The sequence below is a fragment of the Stenotrophomonas sp. YJH_SMC_21 genome, from assembly GCF_059369555.1.
This window is the reverse complement of sequence record NZ_JCAFSU010000005.1, coordinates 207,503-224,129: the sequence shown is the minus strand read 5'-3', so window position 1 is coordinate 224,129 and position 16,627 is coordinate 207,503. Positions and strand designations below refer to the sequence as shown.

Here is a 16,627-nt window from a genome sequence, read left to right as displayed (position 1 = left end):
CGGGCCTTCGCTTGCCGCCTGCGGCCGTGCAGCCCACAATCCACGTCCGGACCGTCGCCATCACGCCCATCATTCCCCGGTCCGGCCTTGGCACCTATGTCTCCCAATGCCCTGGCGCTGGTCGAGCTGCTGATCCGCGAGCGCCGTGCGTTGTCTCGCTTCATCGCGCGCTATCTCGACCCGGCCAGTACCGAGGACACCCTGCAGAACCTGTACCTGAAGGCCAGCAGCGTGCCCGGCGATCCGCCCATCCTGGAGCCGCGCGGCTATCTGTACCGGATGGCCTACCATCACGCGCTCAACCGCAGCCAGTCCGACGCCCGCGAGCGGCGGGCGATGGCCGAGTACGCCCTCGACATGGCCGAGGCGGGCCACGACGGCGAGGCGCAGGCGCTGGACCAGGCACAACTGCGCGAGATCACCCGGACCATCCTCGCGCTGCCGGCCCAGGTGCGCGAGTGCTTCGTGCTCAACCGCTACCTGGGCCTGAGCGAGCGCGAAATCGCCACCCGGCTGGGTATTTCCAAGAGCCTGGTCGGCAAGCACGTGCTTCGCGCGGCGCTGTTGATCCAGCAGCACCAGCAGGGAATGCATCGATGAGCGGCGATTGCCGTGGGCAGATCGCGCCCGCCGTTGTCACAACAGGAAGGCGCACCCGTTCGTGGTGCGGCAGGCCACAACCATGACCACGTCCGAACCCTCGCCGCGTCAGGCCAGGCAGGCGTTGCGCTGGGTGATCCAGTGCAGTGCAGGCCCGCTGCCGGAACGCCAGCAACGAACCCTGCAGCGCTGGCTGCAGGCCGACCCTCGCCATGCGCTGGCCTGGCGCCAGCAGCAGGCCTTCTGGCAAGGGTTGGATGCCGCCGGGCCCGACGTGCTGGCCGCGCTGCCCGGGTTGACGGCTGATCGCCAAGGGTTGCGCCCGATCGCGCCTCAGCGCCGCCTGCCGTGGCTGCTGGCCAGCGCAGCTGCGGTGGTGCTGATGGTTGCCGCTGCGCCGCACGCGCTGCTGCTGGCACGCAGTGACCTGCGCAGCAGCGATGCACCGCGCGTGGTGCAACTGGAGGACGGCAGCACCGCCGTACTCGACGCCGGTACCGCACTGGCGGTTGAGTTCGATGGCCAGCGGCGGCACCTGCGCCTGCTGCGCGGGCAGGCCTGGTTCCAGGTAGCACACGAGGCGCGCCCGTTCCAGGTCGAGGCGGCGGGCGGCCAGGTGCGTGACATCGGCACCGCCTTCAGCGTGTCGATGCAGGACACCACGGTCGTGACCCAGGTCAGTGAGGGCGTAGTGGATGTGCGCCCTGGCGATGGCAGCGTACAGCGCCTGCATGCCGGGCAGGCACGGGTGTTCCGTGACGGTCGCTGGCTGCAGCCGCTGCGGCAGGCCGATCCGGATGCCGTGGCGCCGTGGCGTCGGGGCGAGGTGGTGATCGACGATCAGCCAGCCGCGCAGGCCATCGCCGATCTGGCGCGCTACCGCCGTGCTCCGGTCTGGGTACTGGGCGGGCAGGGCGCAAGCGTACGGGTCAGTGGCCTGTTCCACCTGCAGCAACCGGAGACGGCCATCGATGCGGTGGCCGCGCAGGCAGGACTGCGCGTGCGGCGCTTGCCCGGCGGCGCGCTGGTGCTGTGGTGAGGTGCCTGCGGCGCAGCGCACGGCCCGCCAGATGAAAAAAACATGAAAGAACCGTGGGCAACTGCAGTGCCCCGGTGTCTATAGAGGTATAGCCAGAGCGAAACACCGTTTCTCCTCAAGCCAGACACGCCACCGGCACCGGATGTGCCCGTGGTCCCGCCACGCTTGAGGAGTTCCCGTCCATGCCGTCCACGGCATCCGCCTGTCATCGTCGCGCCACCGCTCTGGCCCTGGCTGTTTCCACCGCATTGCTGCCGCTGGCCTGGGTGCCGGCCGTGCAGGCGCAGCCGGCGATCGTCGCGCCGGTGCGCCAGTACACCATTCCGGAGCAGCCGCTGGCTGATGCCGTACGCGCTTTTGGCCGCCAGGCCGATGTGCAGGTGGTGTTCCGCAGCGACCTGGTGGACGGCCGCCGCTCCAGCGCAGTGAAGGGTGAGTACAGCCAGATGCAGGCGCTGCAGCAGCTGTTGCGCGGCAGCGGCGTGCGTGCACAGCGCGGCATGGACGGTACCTGGAGCCTGCGGGCCGCAGCGGAGGCGGGTGAAGGGGAAGGGGTGCGGGTGACCGAAACACTGGACGTGGCCGGTCGCCTTCAGTCGGAAGGGGGTGAGGCCCGCGATCGGCGTGGCTACGACGATGTGTTCGCGCTGGACATGACCACGGCGTATTCGGGGCGCGACCGGGTGGAGCGTTACCGAGGCTCCAATCCGGCCGACGTGGTCAAGGATCTGGTCGGCGTGTTCAGTGGCGATGCGCGCAACAGTGGCGCGCTGGACGTCAACATCCGTGGCATCCAGGGGCCCGGGCGGGTGCCGGTCAGCATCGACGGCGGCGAACAGGCGCTCACGGTCTGGCGTGGCTACAACGGCGTCAGCAACCGCAACTACATCGATCCCAACCTGATTGGTGGCATCCAGGTCATCAAGGGGCCAGGGCTGGTGCGCGATGTGCACAGCGGGATCGGTGGCGCGCTGGTGATCAAGACCATCGACGTCGATGACATCGTCGCTGCCGGCGAGCGCTTCGGCGGGGAGCTGAAGATCGAAGGCAGCAGCAATGCGGTGGCACCGCGCCTGCCGCGGCTGCACACCGGCGAGGACTACCGCACCGTGCTGGGTTTCCCGCAGGGCTCGCCGAACTCACCCTACGACGACCGCACCCTGGTGGTGCCGGTGAAGTCGCGCAGTGGCAACAATCCCTTCGATGGCGAGGACCAGGCCTGGCGCCTGGCGCTGGGCGTGCGTGGCGACAACGTCGACCTGATGGCCGCCTACGCCTGGCGCAAGCGCGGCAACTACTTCTCCGGGACCCAGGGCAGCGCCTACTACGAACAGGACCAGCGCGAGCAGTTCGAGTACCAGGGCATCGACTACATCACCACGCTGGCGCGCTACTTCAAGCCCGGCGATGAAGTGCCCAATACCTCCAGCGAACAGGATTCCTGGCTGGTCAAAGGCAGCTGGCAGATCAACGATGACCAGCAGTTGAAGGCGACCTGGCGGCGCACGCTGTCGCACTACGGCGAGATCATGCCGTCTCGCATCCTGTCGGCCCCCGACTACGGCCGCATCCAGTGGCCGCTCAGCCGGGTCGATTCGGATGCGTGGAACCTGGAATACCGTTTCCAGCCCGCCGGCAGTCGTTGGCTGGACCTGTACGCCAACCTGTGGCGCACGGAAACGGAAAGCGATACCTACAGCGCTGGCGGCTTCCCGAACTTCGCAGTGGGTAATCCGGCATGGAATCCGGACGCCAGCCCGATCCTGCGCAATACCGCGCTGGCCAACGCGCGCAATGACCGCACCGGCCTGATCCTGAGCAACCGCTTCGCGCTGCATTCGACCCTGGACCTGACCGTGGGCGGCAACTGGCAGTACGAGAAGCTGGGGTCCCGCGATCCGTACTTCGGCACCACCGATGGCTGGCGCATGTTCCCGCGTGCCGGGCGCCGCCAGGAGGGTGAAGGCTACCTGACCCTGGAGTGGCGGCCGGTCGAATTCCTCACCCTCAATGCAGGCGTGCGCTACAGCCGCTACTGGGCCTTCGATGATTTCCTCGAGGCGCACCCCGAGCTGCTGACCAAGGGCGTAGGTGGCAAGGAAGCGCAGTACACCGTGAACGAATTGCCGCCCCGTCCCGCCAATCTGCAGGCCCGCATCGACGCGTTGGAAGCACGCCGCGCCGTATGGGAAAAGCGCGGCATGGGCTGGTTCATCGACGACAGCATCCGTGCGTTGCTGGCACCGTACGAGACGCCGCGTCCGGTCCGGTACACGCGGCCCTGGCTGCCCGATGCCGATGGCAACTACACCCGCGCCGGCAATCCCTGCCTCAATGGCGAAGTGGCGGCCATTCCCGGCGTGCAGCCGGTGTTCGCCGGCAGCGACCAGGTCTGCAACATCGGCAACAGCGTACAGTCGCAGCCGGTCGATGGACGCAACAGCCGCCGCCGCGACCATGCCTGGCTGCCGACCTTCTCGGCCACTGCACACCTGTCCCCGGCCGCCCGTGCCTACGTGCGTTACAGCGAAGCGGTGCGCTTCCCGAGCATGTTCGAAAGCACCATCGCCTTCTCCGGCAGCCTCAATCCGCTGCATGCGCTCAAGCCCGAGCACGCCTACAACTACGAGGTGGGCTACGTGCACAACCTGTCGGCCCTGTTCGGCAACACCGCCGATGCCGACGTCAAGCTGGCGTACTACGTGCACAAGACCCGTGACGTGATCGAACGCGATGGCAACTTCCTGTTCGACAACATCGACAAGCAGACCATCCGTGGTATCGAACTGCAGGCCCGCTTCGACAACCGGCGCTTCTTCACCGATCTGGGCATCACCCGCACGCTGGAAAACGAGGTGTGTGACGAGAGCACGGCGGTGCTCCTGGACGCGAACCGCGGCCTGGTTCCGAACTGCGTGCAGGATGGTTTCGTCGGTGGCTACCTGCTGACCCAGGCCATTCCCAGGCTGTCGATCAACGGGTCGCTGGGCACGCGCCTGTTCGATGAGCGCCTGGAGCTGGGCAGCCGCATCGTGCACTACCAGCGGCACGAGAACCCTGACCTGCAGGCCTACCGTGATCGCCTGCTGAGCGGCGGCAGCGGCCTGCTCTGGCAGAACGTGCCGTTCACCTGGGGAAACATCACCACCGTCGATGCCTATGCGCGCTGGCGCTTCAACGAGCATGCCAGCGTCGAACTGGTCGGCAGCAACCTCGGCAACCGCTACTACGCCGATCCAGCCACGCGGTCCACGCTGCCAGCCCCGGGTCGCACCCTGAAGCTCGGCGTCACCGCGCGCTTCTGATCTCCCACCTTCAAGCGTTGTACCCGTAGTTCCCTCAACCAAGGAGCAATACCATGAAAATGATCTCCCGTTCGGTGCTCGCCGTTGCCGCCTCGCTGGCTCTGGTCGGTGCCGCGCATGCTGCCGATATCGTCGGTGCCGCCAGTGCCAGGACCGATGCCGAGCTGTACGTGGCGGTTGGTGAATCGCAGGTCAATGGCGGCCCGCACCGCGCTGGCAAGGCCGGCATCGGTGTCGGTACCGTGTCCCAGGCCAAGCCGGTGGACTTCCAGGGCCTGAGCGCCTACTCGGCACCCACCACCGTCAATGGCGTGACGGTACGTACCCTGGCCATGCCGATCACCGGCGCACCGGGCAGCCACGCCGGCATGGGCCACTTCAACTTCGTCAAGGTCGGCAGTGGCGATGTCTGGTTCGGCGAATGGTCCAAGGATGGCGCTGCCGGTGGCTTCAACAACCGCCAGGTCTACTTCGTTGGTGACCGCGCCGGCACCACGCTGCCCGCCGGCGTGGCGTCGTACGCCGTGGCCGGCCTGAACAAGTTCAACGGCAGCAACCTGCTGAGCGGCACCTTCGACGCCGACTTCGGCGCCGGCACCCTGGACGGTGCGCTGTCCGGCAATGGCCTGACCCTGGCCATCGTTGCCAACATCAACAGTGCCGATGCATCGTTCGCCGGTTCGGCCAACGTCAATGGCAGCGTCAACGGCACCACCCAGGGCCAGTTCTTCGGCGCCAACGCCGCCACCCTGGCCGGCATCGCCACCTTCGCCGGCAACAGCCAGTACGACACCGCCTTCGGCGGCAGCAAGAACTGATTGCCACGCCCCTGACGGGGCAGGGCAGGGACAAGCCGCGATCCGCCAGTCCCTGCTTCGGCCCGCTGCATGCATCACCACGGATCGACCATGCGCCATCCCATCTTCCTTGTGATCCTGTTGCTGGCGGCTGCCGATGTGTGCGCCCAGCAGGATGATCTTCGTCGTGTGCTGGAGCAGGGCAGCGAACTGCGCCACCAGCAGCAGGACCAGCAGCGCCTGCAGCAGGCCGAGTCGGCGCGACCGACCATCACCATCGACGGCCAGACCCTGCGCGTGGAGCGCACGGTCGACGATCTGGGCCAGGCGCTGTACCTGTCGTTGCAGCATCAGCAATGGGGTGCAGCGCAGCGCTTCCTGGACGAATACATCGAACTGCCCGGCCACGACCCGTTGCTGCGCCACTACGCGCAGGGCGGCCTGGCGCGGGTGGCCGGCAATCACCACCGCGCGGCCAACGAGTACGAAGCACTGCTGGCGGCGCAGCCGGATTTCCTGCCGGCCCGCCTTGAGCTTGCACGTGTCTATGCCGAGGACCAGCGCGACCGCGATGCGGAGGCGTTGTTCACGGCCATCGCCGGTGGCATCAATGCTGACGACCCCGCCACCGCCGGTGTGCGCGGGCGGGTGGACGCCTATCTGGCTGCGCTGAAGGCGCGCAAGCGCTGGAAAGGAGCGCTGGCAGCCGGCCCGGCATGGAGCGACAACATCAACCGCAGCTCGGCCAGCCGCACCTGCTTGTTCGGAGTGGGCGACACCTGCATCATCCAGCGCAATCTTCCCGATGCCCAGCGCGCCATGGGCCTGGACTACGACGGCAACCTGGAGCGTCGCTGGGCACTGGCCGGGCATCACGGCGTCTATGTGCGAGGGCTCGCGTTCGGCCAGGCATGGCGCGGGCACAGCGCCTACAACGAGCTCAATGCGAGCGTGCAGGCGGGCTATAGCTGGCGCAGCGCACGGCATACCCTGCAGATCGCGCCGAGCTATGACTACCAGGGCCTGGGCAACCGGGCTCTGCAGGGCGGCAGCGGGCTGCATGGCGAATGGCAATATGCACTGGACGCGCGCAGCCTGCTCAGGCTGGAGGCCGACTGGAAGCGCCAGCGCTATCGCCAGCGCGGCCTGGCCAGCAATTACGACGGTGAGCTGGCCGCAGTGTATGCCACCTGGTTCCGTGCGCTCAACCCGCGCTGGACCCTCTTTGCCGGGCTGGACCTGAGTGACAGCCGCGCCGCCAATCCGGCCAACGGCTACCGCCAGCGTGGACTGCGCCTGGGGGCGGCGCGCCAGTGGACGGGCACCACCGCCACCGTGTTCGTGTCGTTGCGCGAGCGCGACTACGATGCGTGGAGCCCGCTGCTGGAGGCGCGGCGTGAGGACAGCGAACAGAACCTGATTGCTGTCGTGCGCAGCGAGCGCCTGGCGGTGGCCGGGCTGGTGCCCAGCCTGAGCCTGCGCTACGCGCGCATCGACAGCAACGTCGGCTGGCTGTACAGCCACGACCGCAGCCTGCTCAGCCTGAAATGGGAACGGGCCTTCTGAACGCGCCGCTGCGCTGCACGGTGAACGCGCCGTGGCCGCGATCTTCACTCATCATCACGCGCTCTTGTAGCCCGTTTCGCGCATCCTTCGGGTGTTGCGGCAGAGCTGGGCCGCGTGTATCGAGGAGCGCCGGTCGTGCTGGAAGCGGGCAACAAACCAGAGGGCCTGAAAGGGCTGCGTGTACTGGTGGCGGAGGATGAATTCGCCATCGCGATGTTTCTGGTCGACTATCTGGAGCTGAAAGGCGCACAGGTGGTGGGGCCTGCCGGTGACCTGCAGGCGCTGGGGCGGCTGGTCGATATCCATCCCATCGATGTGGCATTGCTGGATATCAACCTGGGCGGTGAGCAGGTCTATCCGCTGGCCGATCGGCTGGCCGAGGCGGGTATCCCTTTCCTGCTGACCTCCGGTTACGACGACAACCTGCCCAGCCGCTTTGCCAGCGCGCCGCGCTGTACCAAGCCTTATCACATCGAAGCGCTGGTGCAGCAGCTGGCCGCGCTGGTGGCGGCGCCGCAGGTCTCTGCGGGCATTGCCTGATTGCGCGGCATGTCGCGCCGTCCTGAAGACATCCACGCCGCCAAGCTGCGTGGCCAGATGCCACCTGCACCGCAGCTGCATGTGCGCCACGATGGCATGGCCGCGCGCATCACCCGCCACGACTGGTCATCCACGCCGTTGGGTGCCTGCGAGCAGTGGCCGCCCCACCTGCGCGCCACCGTCGACCTGATGCTGGCCCATGGTTTCCCGATGATCGTGCTGTGGGGTGAGCAGCTGGTGCAGCTCTACAACGATGGCTATGCCGAGATTCTGGCCGACAAGCATCCCGGCGGGCTCGGCCAGCCGACCCGCGAGTGCTGGCCCGAGGTCTGGCATATCAATGGGCCCATCTACCAGCGCGTCTGGCAGGGCGAAACCATCACCTACGAGGACAAACTCTATCCCCTGGCACGCCGCGGGCGGTTGGAGGATGTCTGGTTCACCATTACGTACAGCCCGATCCGTGGCGAGGAAGGGCGCATCAACGGCGTGCTCGTGACCATGTTCGAGACCACAGCGGCGCATGTGGCCCAATCGGCACGCGAGCGCGAAGAGCAGAAGCGGCGGGAGGCGGACCGGCGCCTGGCATTGGCCTTCAAGGTGCTGCCGGTGGGCGTCTGCATTGTCGACACCGAAGGGCGCCTGCAGCTGTCCAACGACCAGATGCGTGCCTACCTGCCCAGCGGCAAGGTGCCCTCCACGGATGAGGTGAACCTGCATCGCTGGCGTGGCTGGCATGCGGACGGCAGCGCCATCGGGCCGGAGGATTTCGCCATCGCCCGTGCGATGCGCGGCGAGACCGTGGTGCCGGGGCTGGAGTTCCAGTATCTGCATGACGATGGGCGCGCGCGCTGGACCCGGGTCGCGGCCGCGCCCCTGCGCGATGGCGACGGTGAGGTCAGCGGCGTATTTGCTATCGCCGTGGACATCGACGATCTCAAGCGTGCCACCGAGCGCCAGTCTGTATTGCTGGCCGAACTGCAGCACCGGGTGCGCAACATCATGTCCACCATCCATGCCATTGCCTGGCGGACCCGCGAGTCGGTCAGCAGCGTGGATGAATACGCTGAACGGTTGTGCGGGCGACTGATGTCGCTGGCGCGCACGCAGAGCCTGCTGACCCGCGGCGCCAATGCCGGGGTCTGCCTGCGTGGCATGCTCGATGAGGAGATCGCGGCGCAGACGCCGGCAGCGGCGGCCTACCGCCTGCAGGGCGAGGATGTGCTGCTGCCGCCGAAGGCGGCCGAAGTACTGTCCCTGGCGATCCACGAGCTGGCGAGCAATGCCCTGCGGCATGGCGCACTGACCCATGAGGATGGCCGGATCGAGGTGACCTGGGATCTGCAGGTTCAGGCCGGCCAGCCATGGCTGGGTCTGCACTGGTGTGAGCGCCATGCCGAAGTGGAGGACTGGGAGCAGCCCCGGCAGCGTGGCCTTGGCCGGGCGCTGATCGAGCAGCGCGTGCCCTACGAACTCGCCGGCAGCGGCGAGCTGCGCTTTGGCCCGCAGGGCCTGGACGCCTGGATCCGCTTTCCGCTGCGCGAGCGAGACAGCCTGCTGCAGACCGATGCTCCCGGCGCGGCGGCGGGCGGTTCCGGCAGGTAAAAGTCCATTTATCCCCAATTGGGCCAAATTGGGCATAATGGCCTCAACTGTCCCCGTCTGGAGCCGTGCCATGACCCTGCCGCTGGATCTGCCTGGCCTCGAAAAGGCCCCCGCGTCGTCGGTGAAGACCCGTGGCTGGCCGAGCCTGATGCGCACCGTGCGCGAGAAGCAGGCGCTGGTCATCACCAACCACAACCACCCCGAAGCGGTGATCGTGGACATCCGCACCTACCAGGAACTGCTGGCCAAGGCCGCTGGCGGCGATGCCGGTGAGCGCAGCGAAGAACTGCTGCGCCTGCGCGGTGAGTTTGACCAGACCCTGGCCAGCCTGCAGCGCGGGGAGGGGCTGGGCAAGGTGCTGGGCCAGCCGATCCGCCGCGGTCGCAAGGTCACCCTCGGCCGCCCGCTCTGACCGATGGGGCGGATCCTGGTGCTTGCCGGCGTCAATGGCGCCGGCAAGAGTTCGCTGCTGGGTACCTGGCTGGAAGCCGAAGGGCTGGGCTGGTTCAACCCCGATTCGTTCACCCGGCGCCTGGTGGAGGCCGGCTGGCCGCTGCCCGATGCCAATGCGGAGGCCTGGCAGGAAGGCACCCGCCGCCTGCGCCAGGCCATGGCTGATGGCACGGACTTCGCCTTCGAGACCACGCTGGGCGGCAACACCATTCCAGGCCTGCTGCGCGAGGCCTGTGAGCAGCATCATGTGGCGGTATGGTTCTGCGGCCTGTCCAGCGTCGAGCTGCACATCGCCCGCGTCGCTGCGCGGGTAGCGGCCGGTGGCCACGATATTCCGGTGGAGAAGATCCACGCCCGCTTCGATTCGGCGCGCGAGAACCTGCTGGACCTGCTGCCACACCTGGCCGAGCTGCATGTCTACGACAACAGCGCTCCCGCCGACGCCGACGGCTGCGTCGAGCCGCTGCCGGTGCTGGCGATGGCGCATGGCCAGCTGCAGTACCCGGTCTCGGTGGCCGAGCTGCTGCATACGCCGGATTGGGCCAAGCCCATCGTGATGCGTGCGATGGAATTGAACACCTCGGATTAGATCCACGCCATACGTGGATACCTTTCACACATCGCGCGAAACCGCGCCGTGCACGACTGCCACCGGAGCTGCGGTTAGACTGACCGCACACTCAAGGAGGATGACATGCACGGACCTGCGACGTTCCGCTCCAGTTCTATCTGCCTGGTGCTTGCCGCGCTGGCACTGGCGCTGTCCTGCATGCCGACGATGGCCGCGTCGCCTGCCGCCAAGCGACCATCGCCGCCCAGCCTGGTGCAGGCCTTCCACGCCGCCGAAGCCAACCTGCGGCTGATTCCCGGCGGCGACATTGAATCCGACTTCCGCCCGGTTTGGACCGCTGTTGCCGATCTCGATGGCGATGGCCGTGCCGAGGTCGTGTATTTCTACACGTCCGACTATTCCGGCGGCAGCTTCGCCCAAAGCAACGTTGTTGCGGTGATGACGGCGCTGACGGCAAACGATTCGCGCGGCCAGGAGAACCCGAACAGCCTGTCGCCGGTGGAAGCAGAGGACTATGCCGCCATCCGCAGGTATGGCTATGCTGACGACGCGGCTGAACAGATCCCAGGCGCCATCCGTGCCATCCGCATCCAGGGTGATCGCATCGTTGTCGATTTCATTGTCAGTGCCGGGGCGACGGTCTGCGAATGGAAGAGCCCGAACCGCCACGTCTGTCCGCCGGACGGAAACTACACATGGACGCTGCGTTGGACGCCGGGGAGGCTGACTCACATCAAGAAATAGCGCCAGGGAGTGCCGGGCGTATTCGCCCGGCGCCGCTGGCCCCGTAGGTCCACGCCAAGCGGGGACCGCGTTCTGCGGCCAGCCTCAGGCCGGCTTCACCTGCTCAGGCTCCGCAGCCTCCGGCAGTGGTGGCAGACTCGGGTCCACCGTTACCGGCACATCGCTCTTCAACAACGCAGCGGCTTCCCTGTCGCTGCCCACTGCCGGCGGTGAGCCACGCAGCGGCAGGCCGGCGGTCTCCTTTACGAACAGCATGGTCACCAGCCCGATCACCGCCGCGCCCATCAGGTAATAGGCCGGCACCAGCGGGTCGCCGGTACGTTCCACCAGCCACGCGGTCACCAGTGGCGTGGTGCCACCGAACAGCGACACCGACACGTTGAATGCGATCGACAGCGCGCTGTAGCGCACCGGCGTATAGAACAGCGCCGGCAGCGTGGACGGCATCGAACTGGTGAAGCACACCAGTGCCAGGCCCAGCAGCATCAGGCCAAGGAAGATCAGCCCGTCGTTGCCGCTGCCGACCAGCAGCAGGCACGGAATCGCCAGCACCAGCAGCGCGATGCAGGCACCAATGATCATCGGTCGGCGGCCCAGCCTGTCACTGAACAACCCGCCGACGATGTTCAACGGCATCATCACCAGCATCACGATGATGATCAGCAGCAGGCCCTTGCTCTCGGCATAGCCCATGGTGACGCTGAGGTAGCTGGGCATGTAGGTCAGCAGCATGTAGTCGGTGACGTTGAACACCAGCACCAGGCCCATGCACACGAGCAGTTGGCGACCATGCACCTGGAACAGTGCGCCCAGCCCCGGCCGGTCGTGCTCGCGCTTCTCGGCTTCTTCGGCGAACGCGCGGAACGCCGGGGTTTCCTCCAGCTTCATGCGCATGTACAGGCCGAGCAGGCCCAACGGGCCGGCCACCAGGAATGGAATGCGCCAGCCCCAGTCCAGCATCTGCTCGCTGCTCAGCAGCATGTGCAGCGCAGTGACGGTACCGGCGCCTGCGATGTAGCCGCCCAGCGTGCCGAACTCCAGCCAGCTGCCCATCAACCCACGGTTGCGGTCGGTGGAATACTCGGCGATGAAGGTGGCCGCACCGCCGTACTCGCCACCGGTGGAGAAGCCCTGCACCACGCGCGCCAGCAGCAACAGCACCGGCGCCCAGATGCCGATGCGCTCGTAGGACGGAATCAGGCCGATCGCAAACGTGCCCAGCGCCATCAGGATCATGGTGAACGCCAGCACTTTCTGGCGCCCATAACGGTCGCCGAGCGGGCCGAACACAAGGCCGCCGAGCGGACGCACCAGGAACGCCACGGTAAAGGTGGCGAAGGCGGCGATCACCTGTGCGGTGGGGTTGCTGGACGGGAAGAACACCTGGCCGATGGTGACGGCCAGATAGCCGTAGACACCGAAGTCGAACCACTCCATGGCATTGCCGAGTGCGGCCGCGCCGACGGCGCGCTTGAGCATGGGCGTGTCGACGACGGTGATCTCATCGACCTTCAGATGGCGGCGGCGTTTGAACCAGCCGAAATGGGCATGTGCATCGGGGGTGTCCTGCATGGGGGCTCCCTGGGAGGTTTGAAATGGAGAAAACGGCCGCATGCGTGGATGCACGCGCACGGCGAGGCACCGCCGTGTCGGCGGAAGCACGGCAACGGGACCACGACGGCCGCGCGGTCAGCGGCCGGGAATCACAGCGATGCGGGGGATGCAGGCGAAGTGCCTGCGGGCGTCATCCGCCAGGATCCAGCGCGAGGCGATGGATGGGCGGAGCAGGAACATGCGTGGCAAGCGGAGCGCCGGTCGGCAGTGCTTTCCACGTAACAGGTGCGCCCGTCACGTAGTGGGTCGTGTCGATCATCCGTTCATCATAACGGCACGCGCGTGAGCGTGCAGCGAAGCGCAGTTGTCTGCACGCTGTGTTCCATCATGCCTGTTCATCTGCAAAGCAATGATGACGTGCGTTGAACGGAATCTGGTCGTGCTGCTCACATGCCGCCCTCTACGTTGTGGGCGAACGCAACAGAGAAGGAGCATCGCATGACCCGTCGCATTCCCGAAGGTACGCTTGTGGTTGTCGCCGATGGCGGTTCGGCCCGTGTATTCACCAATGTCGGCAGCGATCACCAGCTGGCCTTGAAGCAGGAAGGCGAACTGCGCCTGCAGGACATCAGCGAGCAGGGTGTATCCGGGCAGGGGCCTGCGGGTGCAGTGCCGAAGGACATGTCGGTATCCCAGCTCAACGAGGCGACGTTCGCCAAGCAGGTGGCGGAACAGCTCAATGAGGATGCGTTGAAGAACCGCTATGCACACCTGGTGTTGATCGCTGATCCGACCACGCTGGGACGCATCCGTCCGCTGCTGCACAAGGAAACCCAGGCCCGCCTGCTGGGCGACATCGCCAAGGACCTGACCAACGCGCCGTTGGCGGATATCCAGAAGGCGCTGGCGGCGTAGCGCGGATGCCATTCATGCGCGATCACCTGTCGGCGGAGCCCGACCGCTTGGATGTGGAGGCGCAGGTCGGCTGGCTGCTTCTCGAGTTTGGCGCGCCCTGGTGTGGCCACTGCCAGGCCGCGCAGCCCGCGTTGCAGGTCTTTGTCGAAGCGAACGATCTGCCGCACTGGAAGATCGAGGATGGCAAGGGCAGGCCCCTGGGCCGAGCGTTCAAAGTGAAGCTGTGGCCGACGGTGGTGCTGCTGCACGATGGAGAAGAGGTCGCGCGGGTAGTGAGGCCGCTGGACAGCGCGGACCTCATGTCGTTGCAGGGCGCGCTTCCCGATTGAGGAGTGAACCGGGCGCGGCACGCGGGGCAGTCGCACTGCAGCATGCGGCGTGACAGGCCCGGTGCTAGCATCCGGCTATCACCTGAATCGATCCAAATGCCGATGCCCACGCTGGACCGTCGTCTCCTGATCGCTGTCGCCGCCACGGCGATGCTCGCTTCCGGCCTGGCTTCGGCCGCGCCTGCCAGAACCGCCGCCGACAAGGCCTATGCATCGGTGGACCCGTTCATCGGCACCGGTGGGGAAGGTCACACCTATCCGGGTGCGACGGTACCGTTCGGCATGGTCCAGCTCAGCCCGGATACGCGTATCCAGCCGCGCGAGAAGGCCTACGGTTGGGCGGCCGGCTACCGCTACGACGACAGCAGCATCGTCGGCTTCTCGCACACCCATTTTTCCGGCACTGGCCATTCCGATCTGGGCGACATCCTGCTGATGCCGTTCACCGGCAGTCCCGGCCTGGAGCGTGGCGATCCCGAGAAGCCGCGCAGCGGCTATGCCTCCCGCTTCCGCCATGATGACGAGAAAGCGGAGCCGGGCTACTACGCGGTCACGTTGGACGATTACAAGGTGCGTGCCGAGCTGACCACCAGTACCCGCGTGGGCGTGCATCGCTATGCGTTCCCCAAGGGCACCGACGCCAAGGTGCTGCTGGACATGCGCACCAGCATGTACGACTACCCGGGCAAGGTGTTGTGGTCGCGGGTGCGGGTGCGTGCCGACGGCACGGTGACCGGCTTCCGCGAGACGCGCGGCTGGGCGCCGGGCCGCCAGCTGTATTTCGCGATGCGCTTCTCGCGCGCGCTGGCCGGGCATGAGCTGCACAACACCGAGCAGAACATCGTCTACAAGGGCTTCCCGCCGCCGGGCGAGAAGGATCCGTCCCAGCGCGCACAGATCGAGGGCCGTCAGCTGGTCGGTACCTTCGCATTCGGCAAGCTGGACGCACCGCTGGTGGTCAAGGTTGCCATCTCGCCGGTCAGCGAGGCCGGCGCCATTGCCAACCTCGACGCGGAAGTGGCCGACTTCGATTTCGACCGCGTGCGTGCGCAGGCGAAACAGGAATGGACGCAGGCGCTGTCGGTGCTCGATATCGATGCACCCGAGCACGCTCGCCGCAGCGCCTATACCGCGCTGTACCACACACTGTTGGGGCCGACGCTGTTCATGGATGCCGATGGCCAGTATCGCGGTTCGGACAATGCCGTGCACAAGGCCGATGGTTTCACGAACTATTCGACGTTCTCGCTGTGGGATACCTACCGTGCGTTGCACCCGTTGCTGACCCTGGTGCAGCCGGAGAAGCGCAACAGCGACTTCGTCAATTCGATGCTGGCCCACCATGAGCACAGCCCCTACGGCATGCTGCCGGTGTGGTCGTTCCATGGCCTGGAAGACTGGTGCATGATCGGCTATCACGCCGTGCCGGTGATCGCCGACGCCTACGTGAAGGGCATTCGTGGCTTCGACGCCGACAAGGCATTGAAGGCGATGGTCGAGACCGCCAATTACGGCCCCTATGACGGTATCGCACAGTACCGCGAGCTGGGCTACGTACCGATCGACGAGGAAGGTGAAGCGGCCAGCAAGACGCTGGAATACGCCTTCGATGACTGGACCATCGCACGCATGGCGCAGGCGATGGGCAAGGGCGATATCGCGGCGACCTTCGACAAGCGCGCGGCCAACTGGCGCAATGCGTTCGACAAGGACACCGGCTTCATGCGCGCACGCAAGCGCGACGGCAGTTTCCGCACCCCATTCGACCCCAGCGCCAGTGGCTACGGTACCGACTACACCGAGGGCAACGCCTGGCAGTATTCCTGGTATGTGCCGCAGGACGTGGCCGGCCTGGCGGCAGCGCACGGTGGCAGCGACAAGCTGCTCGCGCGCCTGGACGAGGTGTTCAACGCCAAGGTGGATCCGTCCATCTTCGAGCACATGGAAGACATCACCGGGCTGATCGGCTGGTATGCACATGGCAACGAACCCAGCCACCATGTGGCCTACCTGTACTCGTACGCTGGCCAGCCGTGGCGCACCCAGGCGCGCCTGAAGCAGATCATGGACACCCAGTACGCCGACCGTCCGGATGGCCTGGCCGGCAACGATGACGTCGGCCAGATGTCGGCGTGGTATGTGTTCACCGCGCTGGGCTTCTACCCGGTGGCACCGGGCTCGGGCGAGTACATCCTCGGCCGCCCGTTCCTGCCGAAGACCGCGATGCGCCTGCCCAACGGCAAGACGTTCACCATCGTGGCCGATGGCCTGGATGACAAGCACACCTATGTGGGCAACGTGAGCCTCAACGGCAAGCCGCTGCAGCGCACCTTCCTGCGCCACGACGAGATCCTGGCCGGTGGCGAGCTGCGCTTCAGCATGCAGGCCGAGCCGAACAAGGACTGGCCGGCGCAGGGCGCGCAGGCACCGTACTCGATGAGCCGGTGATGCGGGGCGGCGCCGCATTGCCGCCGTCATTGCCCCGCACCTGGTAGGTGCCAACCTTGGTTGGCACGCGGGAGGTCAACGGTGCCCACCAAGGTGGCCGTCTACCGGAATCCGTGGGTCGCGGCGCTTTTGGTAGGTGCCAACCTTGGTTGGCACGCAGG

14 protein-coding genes are annotated in these 16,627 nt (G+C 66.6%); 13 read left to right on the top strand and 1 reads right to left on the bottom strand.

Annotated features, from left to right (window positions below):
* Nucleotides 1-96: 96 nt before the first annotated feature.
* The 10 genes from AC5P67_RS10050 to AC5P67_RS10005 all read left to right on the top strand — a co-directional run bounded on the left by AC5P67_RS10050 (nt 97) and on the right by AC5P67_RS10005 (nt 11,220).
* Complete coding sequence (locus AC5P67_RS10050) at nt 97-600, top strand: RNA polymerase sigma factor (RefSeq protein ID WP_049470790.1); 504 nt, start codon at nt 97-99, stop codon at nt 598-600.
* 82 nt (nt 601-682) lie between these two features.
* Nucleotides 683-1,639, top strand: a complete 957-nt coding sequence (locus tag AC5P67_RS10045) for a FecR family protein (protein ID WP_308309909.1) — start codon at nt 683-685, stop codon at nt 1,637-1,639.
* Between the two features lie 182 nt (nt 1,640-1,821).
* Nucleotides 1,822-4,944, top strand: coding sequence for a TonB-dependent receptor (locus tag AC5P67_RS10040; protein WP_043033325.1), 3,123 nt, complete (start codon nt 1,822-1,824; stop codon nt 4,942-4,944).
* A gap of 53 nt (nt 4,945-4,997) precedes the next feature.
* Nucleotides 4,998-5,762 (top strand): Slam-dependent surface lipoprotein, encoded by a 765-nt coding sequence (locus AC5P67_RS10035; RefSeq protein WP_005413626.1) that lies wholly within the window; start codon nt 4,998-5,000, stop codon nt 5,760-5,762.
* Between the two features lie 90 nt (nt 5,763-5,852).
* Complete coding sequence (locus AC5P67_RS10030) at nt 5,853-7,307, top strand: surface lipoprotein assembly modifier (RefSeq protein ID WP_164173053.1); 1,455 nt, start codon at nt 5,853-5,855, stop codon at nt 7,305-7,307.
* Nucleotides 7,308-7,442: 135 nt separating this feature from the next.
* On the top strand, nt 7,443-7,847 hold the full coding sequence (locus AC5P67_RS10025; protein ID WP_012480424.1) for a response regulator: 405 nt from the start codon (nt 7,443-7,445) through the stop codon (nt 7,845-7,847).
* A gap of 9 nt (nt 7,848-7,856) precedes the next feature.
* Complete coding sequence (locus AC5P67_RS10020; RefSeq protein ID WP_062607203.1) at nt 7,857-9,452, top strand: sensor histidine kinase; 1,596 nt, start codon at nt 7,857-7,859, stop codon at nt 9,450-9,452.
* 70 nt (nt 9,453-9,522) lie between these two features.
* Nucleotides 9,523-9,864 (top strand): type II toxin-antitoxin system prevent-host-death family antitoxin, encoded by a 342-nt coding sequence (locus AC5P67_RS10015; RefSeq protein WP_005413623.1) that lies wholly within the window; start codon nt 9,523-9,525, stop codon nt 9,862-9,864.
* 3 nt (nt 9,865-9,867) lie between these two features.
* Nucleotides 9,868-10,494 carry an ATPase gene (locus AC5P67_RS10010; RefSeq protein WP_033835046.1) on the top strand — a complete coding sequence of 209 codons (627 nt, stop codon included), beginning with the start codon at nt 9,868-9,870 and terminating at the stop codon, nt 10,492-10,494.
* Between the two features lie 105 nt (nt 10,495-10,599).
* Nucleotides 10,600-11,220, top strand: coding sequence for a hypothetical protein (locus AC5P67_RS10005; RefSeq protein WP_495214649.1), 621 nt, complete (start codon nt 10,600-10,602; stop codon nt 11,218-11,220).
* 84 nt (nt 11,221-11,304) lie between these two features.
* Here AC5P67_RS10005 and proP read toward each other — a convergent pair whose 3' ends face one another.
* On the bottom strand, nt 11,305-12,792 hold the full coding sequence (gene proP, locus AC5P67_RS10000) for a glycine betaine/L-proline transporter ProP (protein WP_005413620.1): 1,488 nt from the start codon (nt 12,790-12,792) through the stop codon (nt 11,305-11,307).
* Between the two features lie 480 nt (nt 12,793-13,272).
* Between proP and AC5P67_RS09995 the strand changes: the two genes are divergently transcribed.
* From AC5P67_RS09995 to AC5P67_RS09985, 3 genes are all read left to right on the top strand, one after another.
* The gene (locus AC5P67_RS09995) at nt 13,273-13,689 is read left to right on the top strand and encodes a host attachment family protein (RefSeq protein WP_005409854.1); all 417 of its coding nucleotides are present in this window, start codon (nt 13,273-13,275) and stop codon (nt 13,687-13,689) included.
* Between the two features lie 5 nt (nt 13,690-13,694).
* Nucleotides 13,695-14,018, top strand: a complete 324-nt coding sequence (locus tag AC5P67_RS09990) for a thioredoxin family protein (RefSeq protein ID WP_032965894.1) — start codon at nt 13,695-13,697, stop codon at nt 14,016-14,018.
* A 96-nt stretch (nt 14,019-14,114) separates the two neighbouring features.
* Entirely contained in the window at nt 14,115-16,466 is a 2,352-nt protein-coding gene (locus AC5P67_RS09985; protein WP_495214648.1) for a GH92 family glycosyl hydrolase, read from the top strand.
* Nucleotides 16,467-16,627: the final 161 nt, after the last annotated feature.